Source organism: Intestinibacillus sp. NTUH-41-i26 (assembly GCF_032769475.1).
In the GTDB taxonomy this organism is placed as follows: domain Bacteria; phylum Bacillota; class Clostridia; order Oscillospirales; family Butyricicoccaceae; genus Agathobaculum; species Agathobaculum ammoniilyticum.
The window spans coordinates 1,078,608-1,094,616 of sequence record NZ_CP136477.1; the positions used below are offsets into that span (position 1 = coordinate 1,078,608).

Consider the following 16,009-nt stretch of genomic DNA (forward strand, 5'->3'; position numbering starts at 1 on the left):
GTTGCTCTGTTTCGTATCTGCTCAACACTTGTTTGAAGGTTCCAAGCCACTATGCAATCTAACTCTGAGACATATTTCGTTTTTTGGGGATCTCGCACAAGGGGGATTCCCCTAAAAATATAATGGCGCTATTCCCCCTCAAAGTTTTGTATAGGAACAAGACAATCAATGTATTTTAACGCACCGTACCGCAAAGTAAGACAGTAATTTCACCCGAAAGCGCACCGTTTTTCCAAAACCGCAAGCGTCGAAGCGGTTTTGGAAAAAACAAGACTGGGAGGTGGGGCGTTTCCTTTTTCAGTATTGCGGTGCGTCCGCCAGCTTTTCCTGCCATAGCTCGAACAACGCTTCAATATCGCTTTTGAATTCGGCTTCGGTCTGCGTCTCCTTTTGGGTCAGTACCTCCAACACCTCAAAAACGAATGCCCAGCCACCGTTTTGCCAGTCCGCCTGCAGGGCGTGGTCGGTGCAGGAACCGGTCATCTGCGCGAACTGGAAGCGGTTTTCGCTGCCGCGCAAGTCGAGCGTGCGGCGCAGCAGGATGCGTCCGGTCTGTGTGTTGCGGATCTGGAAAACCCCGCCCTGCTGGCGGCGCGCCTTGTAGGCTGCCACGGCTTTGCGCCGCTGCTGCTTTTCCATGGGAAGCTCCTTCCTTTGAATTTACTAAATTACTAATTTACTAATATTATAACGGTTGGAACAGCGTTTGTCAATGAAAAATCCCCCGCCGGCAGGCGGGGGAGATTAAACAGCATTATTTGCGGAGGAATTTGACCGCGCTCATAGCGGCCTGCGCTCCGTCCGATACGGCCTTGGAGACCTGTAGTAGCCCTCCCGTGCAGTCTCCGGCCGCAAACAGGCCGGGGACTGCGGTTGCCATGCCGATATCGGTCTGGATGCGGCCGTTTTCAAGCTGAGCGCCCAGCTTGCGGGCAAAATCCGCGCTGCCTGCCGTGCCGTAGGCGATGAACACACCGTCCACCGGCAACGGTTCGCCGCTTTCAAAGACGACCTGCGTCACCCGATCGGTACCTTCGACCGCCGTGACCAGACGGGTATCGACCGACAGGCCGGCGGGGACAGCCGCCTGCAACGCGCCGCCCGCTGTCAGCAGCGTAACAGAGGACGCGACCGGCAGCAGGGTGCGAGTCTCCTCCAGTGCATACTCTCCCTGCCCCAGCACAGCGACCGGCTTGCCGCGGTAAAAGAAAGCGTCGCATACCGCACAATAGCTGACGCCGCGCCCCTCAAATTTCAGTACGCCCGGGATTGGGGGGACCGCGCGCGGCGCGCCCGTTGCCAGAATAACCGCGTCCGCAGGGAACGCGCCGCCTGTGGATTTGACAGAAAAGCCGACTTCCGCGTATTCGATACCGGTGACCTCGGCTTCGGTAAGGGTCACGCCCAGACGGGCGGCCTGGGCGCGGCCGCGCGCCAGTAGGTCGGGACCCGAAAGCGGCTCAACAAAGCCGAAATAGTTCTCGATTTTTTCCGTCCTGCCCAGCGCGCCGCCATCCTTATACAGTACGGTGGTTGGAATATTAGCACGCGCGGCATAGATTGCGGCACTCAGTCCGGCCGGCCCGCCGCCGATAATGAGGATAGATGGCATAACGGCTCCTTTCGTTTATCCGGCGGTTTGCGCGTCGAACCACTCTTGATAAGCGGTTTGCAGCCTGTCCAGCCGGTCGGCGTCGTGGCCGCCGACCGGCCGCCCGTCAATCTCGCTGACCGCAATACAGTGCGAGCCAGTAGACAGGATCATGATTTCATCTGCCTGTAGCAATTCATCGACCGTGAACGGCGCGATGCGCGACGGAATGCCGAGCTTACCGCACAGCTCGAGGAAGTGCTTGCGTGTAATGCTGGGCAGGATCAGCTCGTCCGCTGGCGGGGTACAGAACACACCGTCCTTAAGCATCGCAAGGCCGGAATGGGCGCCCTCGGTCACGCGTTCGCCCCGATGGAATACGACCTCGTCGCAGCCGGCCTCGGCTGCCCGCTGCATGGCCATGCAGTTGGGGATGAGGTTGAGCGTTTTGATGTTACAGTGCAGGAAGCGGGTGTCCTCAACCGTAATCAGCTTGTAGGGCCTGTCCTGCCTGTCGAGGCTGCACGCCTCGGAAAAAGCCATCAGGGTGGATTTTGCACCCTTGGGGAACGCGTGCATGCGGTGTGCCGCCGCGCGGGTGGACTGCCAGTAGAGCATATGCGGCGCGTCCGAATCCAGACGGGCGACAAGGTCGTTCAGCACGGCGGCGAGTGCGTCCCGCTCCATTGGCGGATCGATACGGAGCAGCGCCAGGCTGTTATAAAAGCGGTCAAGATGGTCCGCGAGCGCGAATATTTTTTTGTTCCGCACCATAGCGGCGTCGTAAACACCGTCGCCAAAGTAAAGGCCGCGGTCGGTGATCGGTGCGCGGATCTCGTCGATGCGGCCGATCGCGCCATTGTAGTAGGCAATATCTTTCATAAGGGGAAGCCTCCTTTCTCTCTGTGATTCCAGTATAACGGCTTTGGACGGGCTTTGCAAGAGCGGCCGGAATATGATAGAATAACAAAACAGAGGGAGGGATAGCACATGAAAACGCTGCTGCACATCTGTTGCGCGCCCTGCTCGATCGCCTGCATCGATACGCTGCGGCAGGAGGGCATCGAGCCGGTGGGATTTTGGTACAACCCGAATATCCATCCGTTTACGGAATATAAGATGCGCAAGAATACGCTGGTCGAGTATGCGAAAAGCATTGACCTCAAGCTGGAGATCGAAAATGAATACGGCCTGCGGCGGTTTATTGAGGGGGTGTACCCCAATTTTGACAACCGCTGCACATTCTGCTATACTCTGCGGTTTGAAGAAACCGCACGCTATGCGGCGGAGCATGGGTTTGACCAGTTCACGTCCACGCTGTTCGTCAGCCCGTACCAGAACCATGCGCTCATGCGCGAGGCGGCCGAACGGGCGGCGGAAAAATACGGCGTGCAGTACCTGCACAGGGACTTTTCGCCCCGCTTCCGCGAGGGGCAGGACAGGGCGCGTGAACTGGGCCTGTACATGCAGAAATACTGCGGCTGCATCTTCTCGGAAGAAGACCGCTATAAAAAGAAGCCGAAAAAGAAAAAGCCGGAAGTGGATGCTTTACAAACTGCGGAAAAGCTGGTATAATACTTTTTGTACCCGCGCCCGTAGCTCAGCTGGATAGAGCGTTGGACTCCGACTCCAAAGGCCGTGCGTTCGAATCGCATCGGGCGTACCACCAAAGAAACCTGTTTTTGATTTAGGTCAAAAGCGGGTTTCTTTCTATTTCATGGTCGCTATTTTCCTGGAAACCATAAAAGTGAAGGACTATGACAGTCACTGTCTCTCTTTAGCAAGTTTATAATCCACTTATCCTCGACTTCTTCATGATGTCTTAGAGAAAACCTCCATATAAGTAGCATTAAAAATTCTGAGAGGAGCATCTTCGCTATGAGCATCCCATACGGATATTATCTCGCACCAAATGGCCATGTGGCCGTCGATCAGGAAAAAGCAAATATCGTGAGAATGATCTATCAGCAATACCTCTCCGGCATGAGCCTGGGCGGGATTGCTGATTTTCTGTTCAAGAGGAATATTCCGTCCCCTAAGGGCAGGGAATGCTGGACACAGCCAGTTCTCAGCAATCTGCTTTCCAATCAAAAGTACATTGGCTATATCATCAGCTTTGATGATTTCTTTTTGGCTCAGGGAGAGAAAAGCAGACGGAGCAATGTAGATGAGGATACCCATCAGAGAAGGGCAACCCGGTATAACTCGCAGAGTGTACTGAGCGGCCTTTTGGTTTGCGCGGAATGTGGCCGTAACTATCGCCGTATTACCAGACCATCCGGCGAAATCGTCTGGCGCTGTGCCAGTCGAGTGGAGCATGGGAAAAAGTTCTGTCAGCATTCACCTTCCATATCGGAGGACAGGATCAAGGAAGCCCTCTGTGAGAAGTTACAACTGAGTACATTTGACGAAGATGAGATCAAAAATAAGGTCGATGTCATTTTGGCCCAGTCTGATGGCAGCTTACAGATTGAACTGCAATGTGCGGAATATTTCGATATGCTCTCGAATTAAGGCTATTCTTGCAGCAGGCTGTCTGGTATAATATCCCTATCAGCACTTTTACATGGAGAGGGGTGTTTGCCATGACAGACAGGGAGGCGCAGATCGAGGCGCTGTGGATTTATGAGATATCTACGGAAAAAGTTTTGCGGCGGGCAGTAAAAAAAGGATTCATCACCCAGGCAGAGGCGGATGAGTTCTCTGAAAAGCTGTTTGAACAATTGGATACGAAGAAGATCCGGGCTTTCTCCCATCGCCGCTGGGTGAGAAGATGCGGGCCGATCAGGTCAATGTAAACTCCTATGTCTCTATGACAGAAATCGCAAAGGAGAAGAAGTCCTCCAGTCCCGGATATCTTATACAGAGCTGGATGAGAAGCAACGCCACAATCGAATATTTACGGATATGGGAAAAAATCTATAACCCCAGATTTCAAGAGGCCGCCTGCGATGAGCTGATCCATACGGTCAAGACCACCGGCACCACGTTGACTCCATCCTTGTGGATTAGCACAACGCAGGCGATGGGGATGCGAACAAGTCGCGGTAAGGGCGGCGGGACAACAGCACATCCAGAGATAGCAACAATGTTCCAAGCATGGATGTTTCCGGAGGTTATGCTGGATTTGATACAATGCTATCGGATGATACAACACTAAAAAGCAGTTGAGTAAGGCACAAACCTAACCTTGTTCTTGAACCCTAAGGTGATTTATTATTGATGCCAAAACTGCGGACCGATAGAACAACGGTAATCGGTATTGTTTCTAAGCAGAGTAAAACCGGAGACGCATTTGTTTATTCGATGATTGCCTGCGAATTTGATTTGTGGATTGCCCCGAAGTTTGAGATGCTATTGATAAAGTTGTCACTGGGCGGGGAAAACTGAGACAACTCTGTTGCGTTCATTTTGATAAAACTAATGTCGGATATAATTACTTTGATGGATGATAGTCCGATTTATATGATTTATATAAGGAGGTTTTTTGATGGCAATCGATTTCAAAAAGAAACTTGCAAGTAGAGCGATAGAACCAAAAACCGATCCCATCGAATTATATGGAACTTTAGACCGAAAGAGTGTCGCCGGCCCCCTCCGCCCTGCACAGGAAGCCGTATTGACCGAGTGGTATAAAAAGCGTCGGGCGGAGAAGGATTTAATCATAAAGTTGCATACTGGCGAAGGGAAAACATTAGTAGGATTATTGATCCTTCAATCTTTACTTAATTCAAAAGAGAGTCCCTGCCTCTATATTTGTCCTAATAAATACCTTGTTAAGCAGGTGTGCTCTGAAGCTGATAAATTTGGCATTCCTTTTTGTACTTTTGATGAAGGTACTGAAATTCCAAATGATTTCCTTTCAGGCTCTAAAGTGCTTATTACACATGTCCAGAAGGTGTTTAACGGGCGATCTGTATTTGGAATAGGCAATAACTATGTAAAGGTAGGTACTGTTCTTTTGGATGACTCACACGCTTGTATAGATACAATCAAAAGTGCCTTTACCATTTCAATAAGTAAAACCGCAAGTCCTGAAATTTACTTCAAAATTCTGACGCTTTTTGAAGATGATATGGTTGAGCAAGGTGAAGGGAGTTGGCTCGACATTCAAACGGGGGACTATAATACCTTTATGGCGGTTCCTTATTGGAACTGGGATAGCAAAAAAACAGAAGTTCTAAAAATTTTATCTACTGCGCAAGAAGACAAACAAATATATTACGCATGGCCACTTATTCGCGATCAGATAAGAAACTACTGCTGCTATATTTCTGGGACTAAAATTGAAATTGCTCCGTATAATGTCAACATTCGTGCTTTTGGATCTTTTTCACGGGCTGCACATAGAGTTTTAATGTCGGCAACGACTCAAGATGATTCCTTTTTTGTAAAAGGGTTGGATTTCAGTTTGGAAGCTGTAAAGAATCCATTACGGAATGCAAACCAAAAGTGGTCGGGAGAAAAAATGTTGATAATTCCATCGCTTGTTGAAGAATCTTGCGATCACGATTTGATTGTCACCGGGTTTTGCAAAATATCCACTTCAAAATTTGGTATGGTAGCATTGGTTCCAAGCACAAAAAATGGGAAGCAATATCAGAATTTAGGAGCGATTACAACTACTGCTGGAAGCATTATTGAAGAACTCGACAAACTGAAAAAAGGAAATTTTTCAAAAATTGTTGTAATCAATAATAGGTATGATGGCATTGATTTGCCCGACGAGAGTTGCAGAATACTTATCATGGATAGTCTCCCGTATTTCGACAGTCTCGCGGATCGTTATGAAGAACAAGCTTGTCCGAACAGCGAGTTAATCAATAAACGAATCGCTCAGAAAATTGAGCAGGGTATAGGTCGAGGCGTCCGTGGTGAAAAAGATTATTGCGCTATTCTAATAATCGGATCCGAATTAGTTCGCTTTATGCGGAGTATTGCAACCAACAAATTTTTCTCGCCACAAACGCGAAAACAAATTGAAATTGGAATTGCCATTGCTGACATGGCAAAAGAGGATTATAACGAAGCGGAAAGTCCTATAAAAGTCGTAATCTCGTTAATAAATCAAATGTTAGCGCGTGATGAAGGGTGGAAAGAGTATTATACTTCTGAAATGGATACAGTCGAAGAAGATGGTATGGAGCTTCCAATATATGATAGACTTCTAAAAGAGCGCCAAGCTGAGCGATTTTTCGGAGATGGTGAGTATGAGAAAGCTGCTTCTTCCATGCAAAAATTGATTGACGAACTTAATATTGATGACACAGAAAAAGGATGGTATTTACAACAATTAGCGAGATATACATATCCGACAAGTGTTGCAAAATCTATCGAAATTCAAAAAAGTGCATTTAAGAATAATCCTCAGCTATTGAAACCGAGTGTAGGAATTGATTACACAAAAATTTCCTATATACATCAAGATCGACTGAACAATGTCAGAGCATATATGCGAAAATTTTCTGACTACAATGAATTGTCTCTGGCAGTCAATGCAACATTAGATAATCTATCTTTTGGCATTGGAGCTGATAAGTTTGAATTGGCATTAAAGGACGTTGGTGAATTACTTGGTTACGTCAGTCAACGTCCAGACAAAGAAATCCGAAAAGGCCCTGATAATCTTTGGTGTGGTTCAAATAATCATTATCTTCTATTTGAATGCAAAAGTGAGGTATCCGAAACCCGCTCAGAAATCTCCAAGCACGAGGCTGGACAAATGAACAACCATTGTGCATGGTTTGAAGAGCAATACGGTCGAAAGGCAGTTGTAGATAGATTTATAATTATTCCGACAAAAACATTGTCTTATGAAGGGGACTTTACACATGAGGTCAGAATAATTCGGCGTGGAAAACTCAAAAATCTAAAGGATCGGATTAAAGGATTTATCAAAGAATTAAAGCCATATTACTTAGATGAAATAACGGATACTACCTTGCAAGAACTTTTAACATTGCATCGTCTGAATGTTGAAGATTTTTCCGAACAGTATTCAGAGGAATACTACCACAAAACAAAATAAGGAAGCGGGAGTATAGCCCTCGGGGTTGCTACTTTTTAGTTATTAGAAAGAATCTCATTCGATGCGGGTTTCCATATGAAGTTTGGGAATCCGATATCTATAAGTGATCCTTTTGGGGTTTCTCTCACTTCGGTCGTTCCACCCTTCGCTATTTCAATGCTCAGTCAGGAAAAGCACTTTCTGCGCAAATTTTGCACCGTAATGAGGCTTCGAATTTATGACGCAAAAGTGCGCTGCCGGCCAGAAGATTGGGTGCCTCCATCGAAAGCGGTGTAGCATCGAAAATATCGATTTTAACCGTCCTTTGCACGAAAAGTCGCTTGTTTAATAAAACAGGCGGCTTTTTTGTTTGCGCACAGCCATGACATAATATTTTTTTCGCCGCTGCTGAGAAATAATTATCTTATAATAATGCTGGCCGAAAATGATTCGATTATAATGATATTGTGAATCAAGCAAAGAGGGATTTGGAAATGACGATCCTGGAATTCCTGAGCGATGCAATGCTTTTGCAGGATGATGAACTGAATCAGCGGCTGCTTCCGCCTGTATATATGCGCCACCTGAAAAAGAGCGAGCTTTTGATCCGTGAAGAGGATATGCAGACCAACGTATATTTCCTCATGAATGGGGTGTTGCGCGGTTATTTCATTGACGGAGAGGGGGTTGATCGATACGGTCAGCAACAAGCATATTGCTACGTTTCTGGGAATGATGCCCGTAACGCTCAGCCGTCTGCGCCGCGAGCTGCAGGAGAACGGGCTGGATGCGGACAGGGCAAGTGACTCACCATCGGATGCCCCCATGTGTGGGGGCATAATTGGTGAAAAAGGAGTAATCAGCCTGATTTTGACCTGCGCCCTGCTGGTTGGCATGTGCTGGTGTGGGCGTTCGCGGCATACCAGCGCGCGCAGCCGGAGATCTGGGACGGCACGGCTGCGGAAAGCTATGCTGGCGGCAGCGGCACAGAAAGCGCTCCTTACCTGATCGCAAACGGCGCGCAGTTGGCAAAATTCGAGCAGGCGGCCAATGACGGTACATTTGGCCTTCGCTATGCGGCGCTGACCAATGATATCTATCTCAATGATACGAGTGACCGGCAGAGCTGGGATGAAGACACCGCGCCGAAAAACCAATGGACGCCGATCGGCAATGTAACCAATACTTTTCGTGGACAATTGGATGGGAGGGGCTATGCCGTCCGCAGTGTGTACATCAATCTACCGGAGCAGGAAAAAGTCGGGCTTTTGGGGTTATTCGAAAGTTGAATAGCTGGACGAATGTACAAAATCTTTCACTGGAAGAATCCCTGATTATCGGAAAGGAAAATGTTGGGGGTATCGCAGGTTATGCAAGGTGGTCAAATAGCGGAAACTATTCAACCATTTCCAATTGCCATAGCGCTGCCGTGCAGGGAGGTGACCGTACAGGCGGAATTATTGGCGGCATGGAAGATAATTGGTGTGAGATTATAATTGATAAAAACTCAAACAGCGGAAAATAACCGGCAATATCCATGTGGGTGGTATCACTGGTTATTGTGATATATTCCGGATAAAAAACTGCTATAATGTTGGCACGATCATCGGTGAACATGATGTTGGCGGGATCATGGGGCTTGCACATAAAAGCGTCAGTGATTGCTGGAATCTGGGTAATGTGCCCGGCCGCACCAAAAGTGTTGGCGGCATTGCCAGTGCGATAACATACCGCCAAGGGGCTGGCAACGACGTGGCAATCGAACGCTACTTCAACGCCGGCAGGCATCGTTGCATCAATCGCTGGATCGGTGCGCCTGAACGGCGTTTATAATGCCGGCACGGTGCAGGGCGAGCCTGTGGCTATGCTGAGCGCAAGCGCCGCGCTGAATTACTCCTGCTATCTGGATGAAACAGGTACAGCGACCGACGCGCAGGCCAGAACCGCCCGCGAGTTGAAAAAGCGGAAGACCGTGCATGAGCTGAACGGCGACGACGATGTTTGGATCCGCGACACTGGCTACTACAACAGCGGCTATCCGTTGATTTCCACGATCGACTACTCAGTTTATGTGCAGTATGTACCCATGACGACGCCGGACCGGCCGATCGGCGCAGCGGAATTCAGCCAGACGGAATATGCCGTGGATATTTCGATGTTCATGCAGATCGATACGGAGGTCGAGCTGACGCAGGCGGATATCGAGTGGTATTCCTCAGATGAAACGGTCGCGCCGCTTGTTCCAGAGCAGCAGAGCTTTCTGGAACTAACCGAGGAAGAACAGGCCGCGCTGGGCTACCGGTATCTGGCCGGAGTCAAAATCGCCTGTGGAAATGCAGGCAGCAGCGTGGTTCCCTGCGCAATTGATAACATCGGCGACCGGTTGCCGCCTTGTCGTCGGGCAGGAAACGCCGGATTTTGAGCTGAGTCTGTGCCGCGCCACGATACAGTTTGCAGAAAAGGAGGATGGAAGCCTCCAGGACCAAACCACATATAGCGACCTGCTCTACAACGATACCCCCCGGTGAAACCCTGCTTCAGCTTCTGGAGGAGGGCGGCTTTGTCGATTCCGCTAAGTGGTGGACAGCGTTGGAAAACTGCCATGAAAAGCTGCACGGGGGACGCATTGACCGATTTTATAGGAAAGAGCTGTGTGACAGCCAGTATCTAGGAGGCCGGCTATCTACTGAATGAGTTCATTTGGAAAGGTATCAAGCTGGTAATGTTGCCGGAACTGGAAACCATCCATGCCGCCTATAAAGGGATGGGGCTTATCGTCAATTTCTTGACGGATAATGATAAGAAAATTGAACAGATGAGCAAGCTGGCGGCTACTGTGATCGTGGAATCGCTGTTAAATCAGGTGTATTCGGACACAAAAAACGAATTCCTGACGGGAATACAGGCGGATGAAGAAGAAAACATCAGGCTTGCCCAAAATTATCTGGCCGCCGTCGATCTGGGATACGGCGCGCTGCTCTAAGATTGTGATGAGGCCATCCGCTATTACGAAATCTGTTGGGATGCACTTTTCGTGGGGGATGAAACGTTTGACAAATTAATCGAGCAGGTGAGCGGGAAAAAGGATGGCTATGCCGCACGCTTTGAGGAACCCCAAACCGGCTAGATCGAATTTTTGAAAGACAATGAGAAGCATCGTGATCTGTATGAGCAATATAAGCGGCTGGAAGAATGGCAGGCCAGAAAGTATACCGCCGCCTGTCCGTTGGCCGTTTATGTATACCAAAACGGCCAACAGGATCCGGTAGCGTGGGTGGAGGATAACCAGCCCGTCTGCGCCGAGGGAAGCATGATCTCGGTTATTGTCCAGGGCGACCAGAAGATCTTTTTGTTCTATGACAATGCACAGTACGGTTTCCGTTATGTCGGAAACGGCGCCGGCAACCTGGATGTGACGATTCAGGAGTTTGATCAGGCGGGGGCGCTCGCACGCACAGTCGCCTATATCGCTTTGCCGCTGTCCGTAGGACAGGCCTACACCTCGAAGGGAACCAAGAGCGAGGAGGGCAACGATCTCTTATACGATGGTGTAGAGGCAAACGGGCGGTGACACGGATCAGACCATACCTCCTGCTGTGGACACCCAGACCGATGCAAGTATCAGGCGGATATCGTGCAGGGCAGCTTCTCGATCGGCAATGAAGAGGGGCGACTGTGCTGTGGATAAATTTATCAGCCAACAAAGCTGCCGGTTCGGGGCGAGGCAGGAGAGGAGAAATGTTTGTGGTACCCCAGTATGGAAGTGCGCTGAACGTAGGAAGTGTTTTAGTGTACTGAAGATTATCTTCCTTAGACCCAACGGCCAAGGGATATAATGCAACATCGCGCCAAGTATAGGTCATATGTCGGCGTTCAATACGCCTGCCGACCAAAAGTGTACGAAGGTTTTTCTTCATAAACAACGGATAAAATAAAAATGGAGAACCGTCTTTACCTGCTGTATAAAACACAGGCAAAGACGGTTTGTTTTATTTGTCCTCGTCGCCTTTCAATAGCCGAGCATAGTAGCAGGATGTACCATACAGAGCAGCGGCAGGATTGTGACCTAAAACACGGTCTTCGGTAATAGCAGTTGTGCAAAACGCATTGGAATATTTGTAGAATAGACTGTCGTGGCCAACACATAAACCAACGACGATATTCAAATCGGTTTGCGCTTTGTTGAGACGTTCCGCCCGCATGATAGGGTTGCATATAGAAACACCAACCTCCTCACACTCTTTCGGAATTCCAATGCAGCTTTTGGACGTAGCTCCGACTTTGCAGATAACACCATATACATCAAACCCATGTACATGCAAAATGCGCGCCAAAATACGAGATCCCTCAATTAGACCGTCACAAGTAGCGATCCCCGTTTTTAAGCGCTTATTTTACGGGCTACAGCGATGATTTCCTCAACTCGCGTCAGAAGACGGTATCCCTCGTACTCTACCTCGGCTGAAGCCAAGGAATATTTACTGTTGTCCGGTTCCATATACCGCTCCAGAATACGGTCTAACTCCCCCTCTTCCAGATTGGTCGTCAGACAAAAATCAGGCCAGTGTTTGTCCAGCGTACGGCAGTTCATAATGCCGTAGTCTACACAGCTCGGATTGATTTTCTTACCAGTCACTCCTTTTAAAATTATTATACCGAGGCTCGTTTTCAATGTCATTTTTTTTTGCAGTAGAAATGCGAATCTCTGGGGTAGCATAACACTGATTAAAACATCTTCTTAACCACACTGTCCGCCACTGTACGGCGAAGCTGGTCCACAATATCCGGATCCGCGTCTTCGGTATTGGCATAGACCTCAACCGCGGCCTGGACCACTTGGATAGAACGTCCCATCAGCCGGATTCTTTTTGACGAGTGCAGCGCATCCAGAAGGCCTTGGGCCATTTCGCGGCTCGGTTCGCGCATGCATTGCTGGGCAAACGCTTTTACGAGGTTGTGCGGCCGCAGGCTGGACCCGCCGAGGATCAAAAGAAGGGCGCCGGGACCTGCGAAAATCAGGCTGACAGCCAGCATGGAGGTGCCGAAAATGAAATTGGCGCCAATGCCGATTGCCAGCAATGCGCCGCCGATAACCTCAAACCGGATCGCCGCCGCGCGGAAGCGCTTGTAATAAGACTGTTCTGTTGCATGGTCCATTGGAAATTGCTCCTCTCAGCAAATTAAATAATATCTGTGTCGCTGCGGAACCGCAGGATCGTGGTCAAAGCGGACTGCTTGGAAAATTCCAGATGCTGCAGCATCGCGGATGCGGCAAGCTCCCAGTTCCGCGCAAGGCAGGCGTCAGCGATCTGCGCATGCTCCTCCATCGACTCCTGCAGGCGGCGGTCGATGGACTGACCGCTCATGATGCGCAGCCGGATATTCTGCGTTTGGATGCGTGCATACAGGTCAAGCAGATAATCATTCTGCAGGGCGGAAATCAGGAAAAGATGGAATCGGTCGTCCAGTTCATAGAAATCCGGACAATTATTGGTCGTTTCAAAATCGTGAAAGATTTGGGAGAAGCGCTCGATCTCATGCTGGTTGATGTTATCGCCGCAGGTGCGCAGCGCGTATGGCTCGACCAAGGTGCGCACCTCAAAAATCATGCGGATATCGCTGACGGTGATGCCGGACACAACGATGCCGCGCTTGGGAAACACCTTGAGCAGACCCTCCTGCGCCAGGCGGCTGATCGCCTCGCGGACAGGCGTGCGGGAAAAACCAAGCTCTTCCTGAAGCAGGGATTCGCTGAGCAGCTGGTTTGGAGCATATTCGCACGAAGTGATTTTGTTTTTGATAAAATGGTAAGCCTTGGACTGCATTGAGGGCTCTTTTTGGACCGCCATGATCCGCACCTCCGAAAGAGTATATAAATTAATTATATTGCGCTTTTCAGTAATATGCAATAGGGATACAAGTAAAAATAAATTGTTAATTTAGACATAATGCTTGCTTACAAATTGGTTAATCTTACAATTTTGTTTGTTTTTGATAAAGTGTCATTGACAATAATGGGAAAGGGGAATAAAATGGTTGCGTAAGGTACATCTGGGATACAAGTTGTAGCCCAAACTGCGGCGCGCGCAGTGCAGCGTCCGGACACCGAGATCCGGAAAATGTCGGTTTGGAGGGATTCCGTTAAAGATGAAAGCAATCTGCATAGAAAAGCCAGGGAAAGTCGTCCTCAAAGAAATTGAAAAACCGGTAAGGAAGCCGGGGAAGCGTTGCTCAAGCTTCTGTACGGGGGTATCTGCGGAAGCGACCTCGGCTCCTATCGGGGTGCGAACGCATATGTATCGTATCCGCGTATACCAGGACACGAGTTTTCGGCGGAGATCGTGGAGATCGACGAAAACGAGGAAGGGCTTAAGCCGGGCATGATCGTAACCTGTAATCCGTATTTCAACTGCGGGACATGTTATTCGTGCAGGAGAGGCTTGGTCAATGCCTGCACGGGCAACGAGACGATGGGGGTGCAGCGCGAGGGGGCGTTTGCCGAATACATCACCATGCCGGTCGAGCGCATTTACGACGGCAAGGGGCTGGACCCCAAGGTGTTGACGCTGATCGAGCCATTCTGCATCAGCTACCACGGCGTGCAGCGGGCAAACGTCAAGGCGGGCGAAAAGGTGCTGGTGGTCGGCGCTGGCACGATTGGCGTGCTGGCCGCAGTCGCGGCCAAGGCGAAGGGGGCCGAGGTCACGATCTGCGATGTGGCACCGGACAAGCTCGAGTATGCCTGCCGGACATTCGGCCTGGACTACAAGCTGCTCAACGAGTCGCCGGAGGCGTTCGCAAAGGGTGTCGCCGCGCTGACCGACGGGAATGGGTTCGATGTGACGATCGAGGCGGTCGGCATGCCGGAGACGTTCATGAACTGTATTGACGCGGCCTGCTTCGGCGCGCGCGTGGTGCTGATCGGCGTATCCAAGCGCAACTTAGACAATTTCTTTTTTACGATCATCCAGAAAAAAGAGCTGAACATTTACGGCTCGCGCAACGCGATGAAAAAGGACTTTGTGGAGCTGATTGATCTGGTGAAATCGGGCGGCATCGATTTGGAGAAGATCGTCACCAACACCTACAAGTGGACGGACGCGCCGCAGGCGTTTGAGGAGTTTTCCGCTAACGCAGGAAAAATGCTGAAAGTTGTGATCGACTTCACCTGAAGAACCGATATGCGGCGGTGAAGTGAAATAAAAAAGTGAGAAAAGGAGAATCAGCATGAAAACGAAATGGACAAAGAGGATGATGGCCACCCTGCTTTGCGGAGCGATGATGGCAGGCCTTGCGGCGTGCGGCAACAGCAGCACGGACACGACGGCGAACGGTACGGCGGGGGACGAGCCTGCGTCGAATGATGCGGGTGCTACCGTTACAATCAATGTTGGCTATGAGAACGCGACCACCGAGCCGGCGGCACAGGCGGCTGAGAAGTGGAAAGAGCTGGTTGAGGAGAAGTCTGGCGGCTCGATTCAGCTTGAGCTGTTCCCGAACTCTACGTTAGGTAAGAAAAACGACCTGATCGACCAGATGCTGATGGGCGAAAGCGTGATTACGGTTGCGGACGGCGCGTTCCTCGCAGATTACGGCGTGCCGGATTTCGGTATCTTCTATGCGCCGTATACATTTGAGAGCTGGGATGAACTGTGGGCTGTGCTGGACAGCGACTGGTATGCTGACCTGTGCGACCAGCTGGCAAGCACCGGCGGCCTGCGTGTTCTGACCTCCAACTGGATTTACGGCGCGCGCGACATCCTCTCCATCAAGGAGGTTCGCACCCCGTCCGACCTGTCCGGCCTGAAGCTGCGTGTATCTTCCAACGACCTGTCGGTCAGAAGCTTTGAGGACCTGGGCGCAACGCCGGTCGGCATGGATATGGGCGACGTTTACCAGGCCATGAGCGGCGGCACGATCGATGCGGTTGAGAACCCGATCACCTCCCTCTACAACCGTTCCTTCCAGGAGGTTGCCAAGTACCTGACCAAGAACGAGCACATCCTGGCTACCTCGATGTGGATTTGCGGCGAGTCTTTCTTCACCACCCTGACTGAAGAGCAGCAGCAGATCCTGATGGAATGCGCGGACGAAGCGGGCCTGTATAACAACGAGCTGTACGACGCGGCAACGGAAGAAGCCGAGCAGGGCATGAAGGACGCGGGCGTAACCGTTATCGAGCTGACCGACGACGAGAAGGCACAGTGGGTTGAGGCTGCGCAGAAGTTCTTCGACGAAGCCTCCAGCACCCTGGGCTGGACCGAAGGCCTGTATGACACCGTGAAAGGGATTTCGACCGGCGCCGCTGCATAATCCGACAACAACACATAATCTGTTTTCTTCGCTGGGAGAAGCGGGTCGCTGATTCGCTTCTCCTCCCCGCGGGGACGGAATATGTGCGAAAAGATGCG

General features: G+C 50.3%; 21 protein-coding genes and 1 tRNA gene. 15 read left to right on the forward strand and 7 right to left on the reverse strand.

The window, feature by feature from the left end; genetic code table 11:
• Nucleotides 1–297: 297 nt before the first annotated feature.
• From RX717_RS05490 to RX717_RS05500, 3 genes are all read right to left on the reverse strand, one after another.
• A complete protein-coding gene (locus RX717_RS05490) occupies nucleotides 298–639 on the reverse strand; it encodes a GIY-YIG nuclease family protein (protein ID WP_107630768.1) in 342 nt (113 codons plus the stop codon).
• Between the two features lie 115 nt (nucleotides 640–754).
• Nucleotides 755–1,612 (reverse strand): NAD(P)/FAD-dependent oxidoreductase, encoded by an 858-nt coding sequence (locus RX717_RS05495; RefSeq protein WP_107630767.1) that lies wholly within the window; start codon nucleotides 1,610–1,612, stop codon nucleotides 755–757.
• Nucleotides 1,613–1,627: 15 nt separating this feature from the next.
• Nucleotides 1,628–2,473, reverse strand: coding sequence for an aminotransferase class IV (locus RX717_RS05500; protein ID WP_107630766.1), 846 nt, complete (start codon nucleotides 2,471–2,473; stop codon nucleotides 1,628–1,630).
• A gap of 108 nt (nucleotides 2,474–2,581) precedes the next feature.
• Between RX717_RS05500 and RX717_RS05505 the strand changes: the two genes are divergently transcribed.
• From RX717_RS05505 to RX717_RS05560, 13 genes are all read left to right on the forward strand, one after another.
• On the forward strand, nucleotides 2,582–3,166 hold the full coding sequence (locus tag RX717_RS05505) for an epoxyqueuosine reductase QueH (protein WP_054328233.1): 585 nt from the start codon (nucleotides 2,582–2,584) through the stop codon (nucleotides 3,164–3,166).
• Between the two features lie 14 nt (nucleotides 3,167–3,180).
• Nucleotides 3,181–3,257, forward strand: a tRNA-Arg gene (locus tag RX717_RS05510).
• A gap of 212 nt (nucleotides 3,258–3,469) precedes the next feature.
• Complete coding sequence (locus RX717_RS05515; RefSeq protein ID WP_107630748.1) at nucleotides 3,470–4,105, forward strand: recombinase family protein; 636 nt, start codon at nucleotides 3,470–3,472, stop codon at nucleotides 4,103–4,105.
• A gap of 71 nt (nucleotides 4,106–4,176) precedes the next feature.
• Nucleotides 4,177–4,389, forward strand: coding sequence for a hypothetical protein (locus tag RX717_RS05520; RefSeq protein ID WP_316960609.1), 213 nt, complete (start codon nucleotides 4,177–4,179; stop codon nucleotides 4,387–4,389).
• Between the two features lie 14 nt (nucleotides 4,390–4,403).
• Nucleotides 4,404–4,751, forward strand: coding sequence for a KilA-N domain-containing protein (locus RX717_RS15955; RefSeq protein WP_442908806.1), 348 nt, complete (start codon nucleotides 4,404–4,406; stop codon nucleotides 4,749–4,751).
• A 330-nt stretch (nucleotides 4,752–5,081) separates the two neighbouring features.
• Nucleotides 5,082–7,619 (forward strand): DEAD/DEAH box helicase, encoded by a 2,538-nt coding sequence (locus RX717_RS05525; RefSeq protein ID WP_107630746.1) that lies wholly within the window; start codon nucleotides 5,082–5,084, stop codon nucleotides 7,617–7,619.
• A gap of 473 nt (nucleotides 7,620–8,092) precedes the next feature.
• The gene (locus RX717_RS05530) at nucleotides 8,093–8,404 is read left to right on the forward strand and encodes a hypothetical protein (RefSeq protein WP_107630745.1); all 312 of its coding nucleotides are present in this window, start codon (nucleotides 8,093–8,095) and stop codon (nucleotides 8,402–8,404) included.
• A 90-nt stretch (nucleotides 8,405–8,494) separates the two neighbouring features.
• Nucleotides 8,495–8,887 carry a hypothetical protein gene (locus tag RX717_RS05535; RefSeq protein ID WP_316960610.1) on the forward strand — a complete coding sequence of 131 codons (393 nt, stop codon included), beginning with the start codon at nucleotides 8,495–8,497 and terminating at the stop codon, nucleotides 8,885–8,887.
• Nucleotides 8,884–9,123 (forward strand): hypothetical protein, encoded by a 240-nt coding sequence (locus RX717_RS05540; protein ID WP_316960611.1) that lies wholly within the window; start codon nucleotides 8,884–8,886, stop codon nucleotides 9,121–9,123. The genes RX717_RS05535 and RX717_RS05540 overlap by 4 nt, the downstream gene beginning before the upstream one ends.
• Nucleotides 9,124–9,137: 14 nt before the next feature.
• Nucleotides 9,138–9,431, forward strand: a complete 294-nt coding sequence (locus tag RX717_RS05545; RefSeq protein WP_147574502.1) for a hypothetical protein — start codon at nucleotides 9,138–9,140, stop codon at nucleotides 9,429–9,431.
• A gap of 25 nt (nucleotides 9,432–9,456) precedes the next feature.
• The gene (locus RX717_RS05550) at nucleotides 9,457–10,020 is read left to right on the forward strand and encodes a hypothetical protein (protein WP_147574501.1); all 564 of its coding nucleotides are present in this window, start codon (nucleotides 9,457–9,459) and stop codon (nucleotides 10,018–10,020) included.
• Nucleotides 10,021–10,320: 300 nt separating this feature from the next.
• Nucleotides 10,321–10,581, forward strand: coding sequence for a hypothetical protein (locus tag RX717_RS05555; protein ID WP_316960612.1), 261 nt, complete (start codon nucleotides 10,321–10,323; stop codon nucleotides 10,579–10,581).
• A 153-nt stretch (nucleotides 10,582–10,734) separates the two neighbouring features.
• Entirely contained in the window at nucleotides 10,735–11,169 is a 435-nt protein-coding gene (locus tag RX717_RS05560) for a hypothetical protein (protein ID WP_316960613.1), read from the forward strand.
• A gap of 418 nt (nucleotides 11,170–11,587) precedes the next feature.
• Here RX717_RS05560 and RX717_RS15960 read toward each other — a convergent pair whose 3' ends face one another.
• The 4 genes from RX717_RS15960 to RX717_RS05575 form a co-directional block, all read right to left on the reverse strand.
• On the reverse strand, nucleotides 11,588–11,932 hold the full coding sequence (locus tag RX717_RS15960; protein ID WP_442908796.1) for a DUF1847 domain-containing protein: 345 nt from the start codon (nucleotides 11,930–11,932) through the stop codon (nucleotides 11,588–11,590).
• A gap of 47 nt (nucleotides 11,933–11,979) precedes the next feature.
• Nucleotides 11,980–12,234 (reverse strand): DUF1847 domain-containing protein, encoded by a 255-nt coding sequence (locus RX717_RS15965; RefSeq protein WP_442908797.1) that lies wholly within the window; start codon nucleotides 12,232–12,234, stop codon nucleotides 11,980–11,982.
• 89 nt (nucleotides 12,235–12,323) lie between these two features.
• Nucleotides 12,324–12,755 (reverse strand): hypothetical protein, encoded by a 432-nt coding sequence (locus tag RX717_RS05570; RefSeq protein WP_054328446.1) that lies wholly within the window; start codon nucleotides 12,753–12,755, stop codon nucleotides 12,324–12,326.
• Nucleotides 12,756–12,778: 23 nt separating this feature from the next.
• On the reverse strand, nucleotides 12,779–13,447 hold the full coding sequence (locus tag RX717_RS05575; RefSeq protein ID WP_054328447.1) for a GntR family transcriptional regulator: 669 nt from the start codon (nucleotides 13,445–13,447) through the stop codon (nucleotides 12,779–12,781).
• 378 nt (nucleotides 13,448–13,825) lie between these two features.
• Here RX717_RS05575 and RX717_RS05580 point away from each other — a divergent pair, with 378 nt between their 5' ends.
• Together RX717_RS05580 and dctP are read left to right on the forward strand one after the other, a co-directional pair.
• Nucleotides 13,826–14,770, forward strand: coding sequence for an alcohol dehydrogenase catalytic domain-containing protein (locus RX717_RS05580; RefSeq protein ID WP_442908798.1), 945 nt, complete (start codon nucleotides 13,826–13,828; stop codon nucleotides 14,768–14,770).
• A 55-nt stretch (nucleotides 14,771–14,825) separates the two neighbouring features.
• On the forward strand, nucleotides 14,826–15,911 hold the full coding sequence (dctP, locus tag RX717_RS05585) for a C4-dicarboxylate TRAP transporter substrate-binding protein (protein WP_107630739.1): 1,086 nt from the start codon (nucleotides 14,826–14,828) through the stop codon (nucleotides 15,909–15,911).
• The last annotated feature ends 98 nt before the right edge of the window (nucleotides 15,912–16,009 follow it).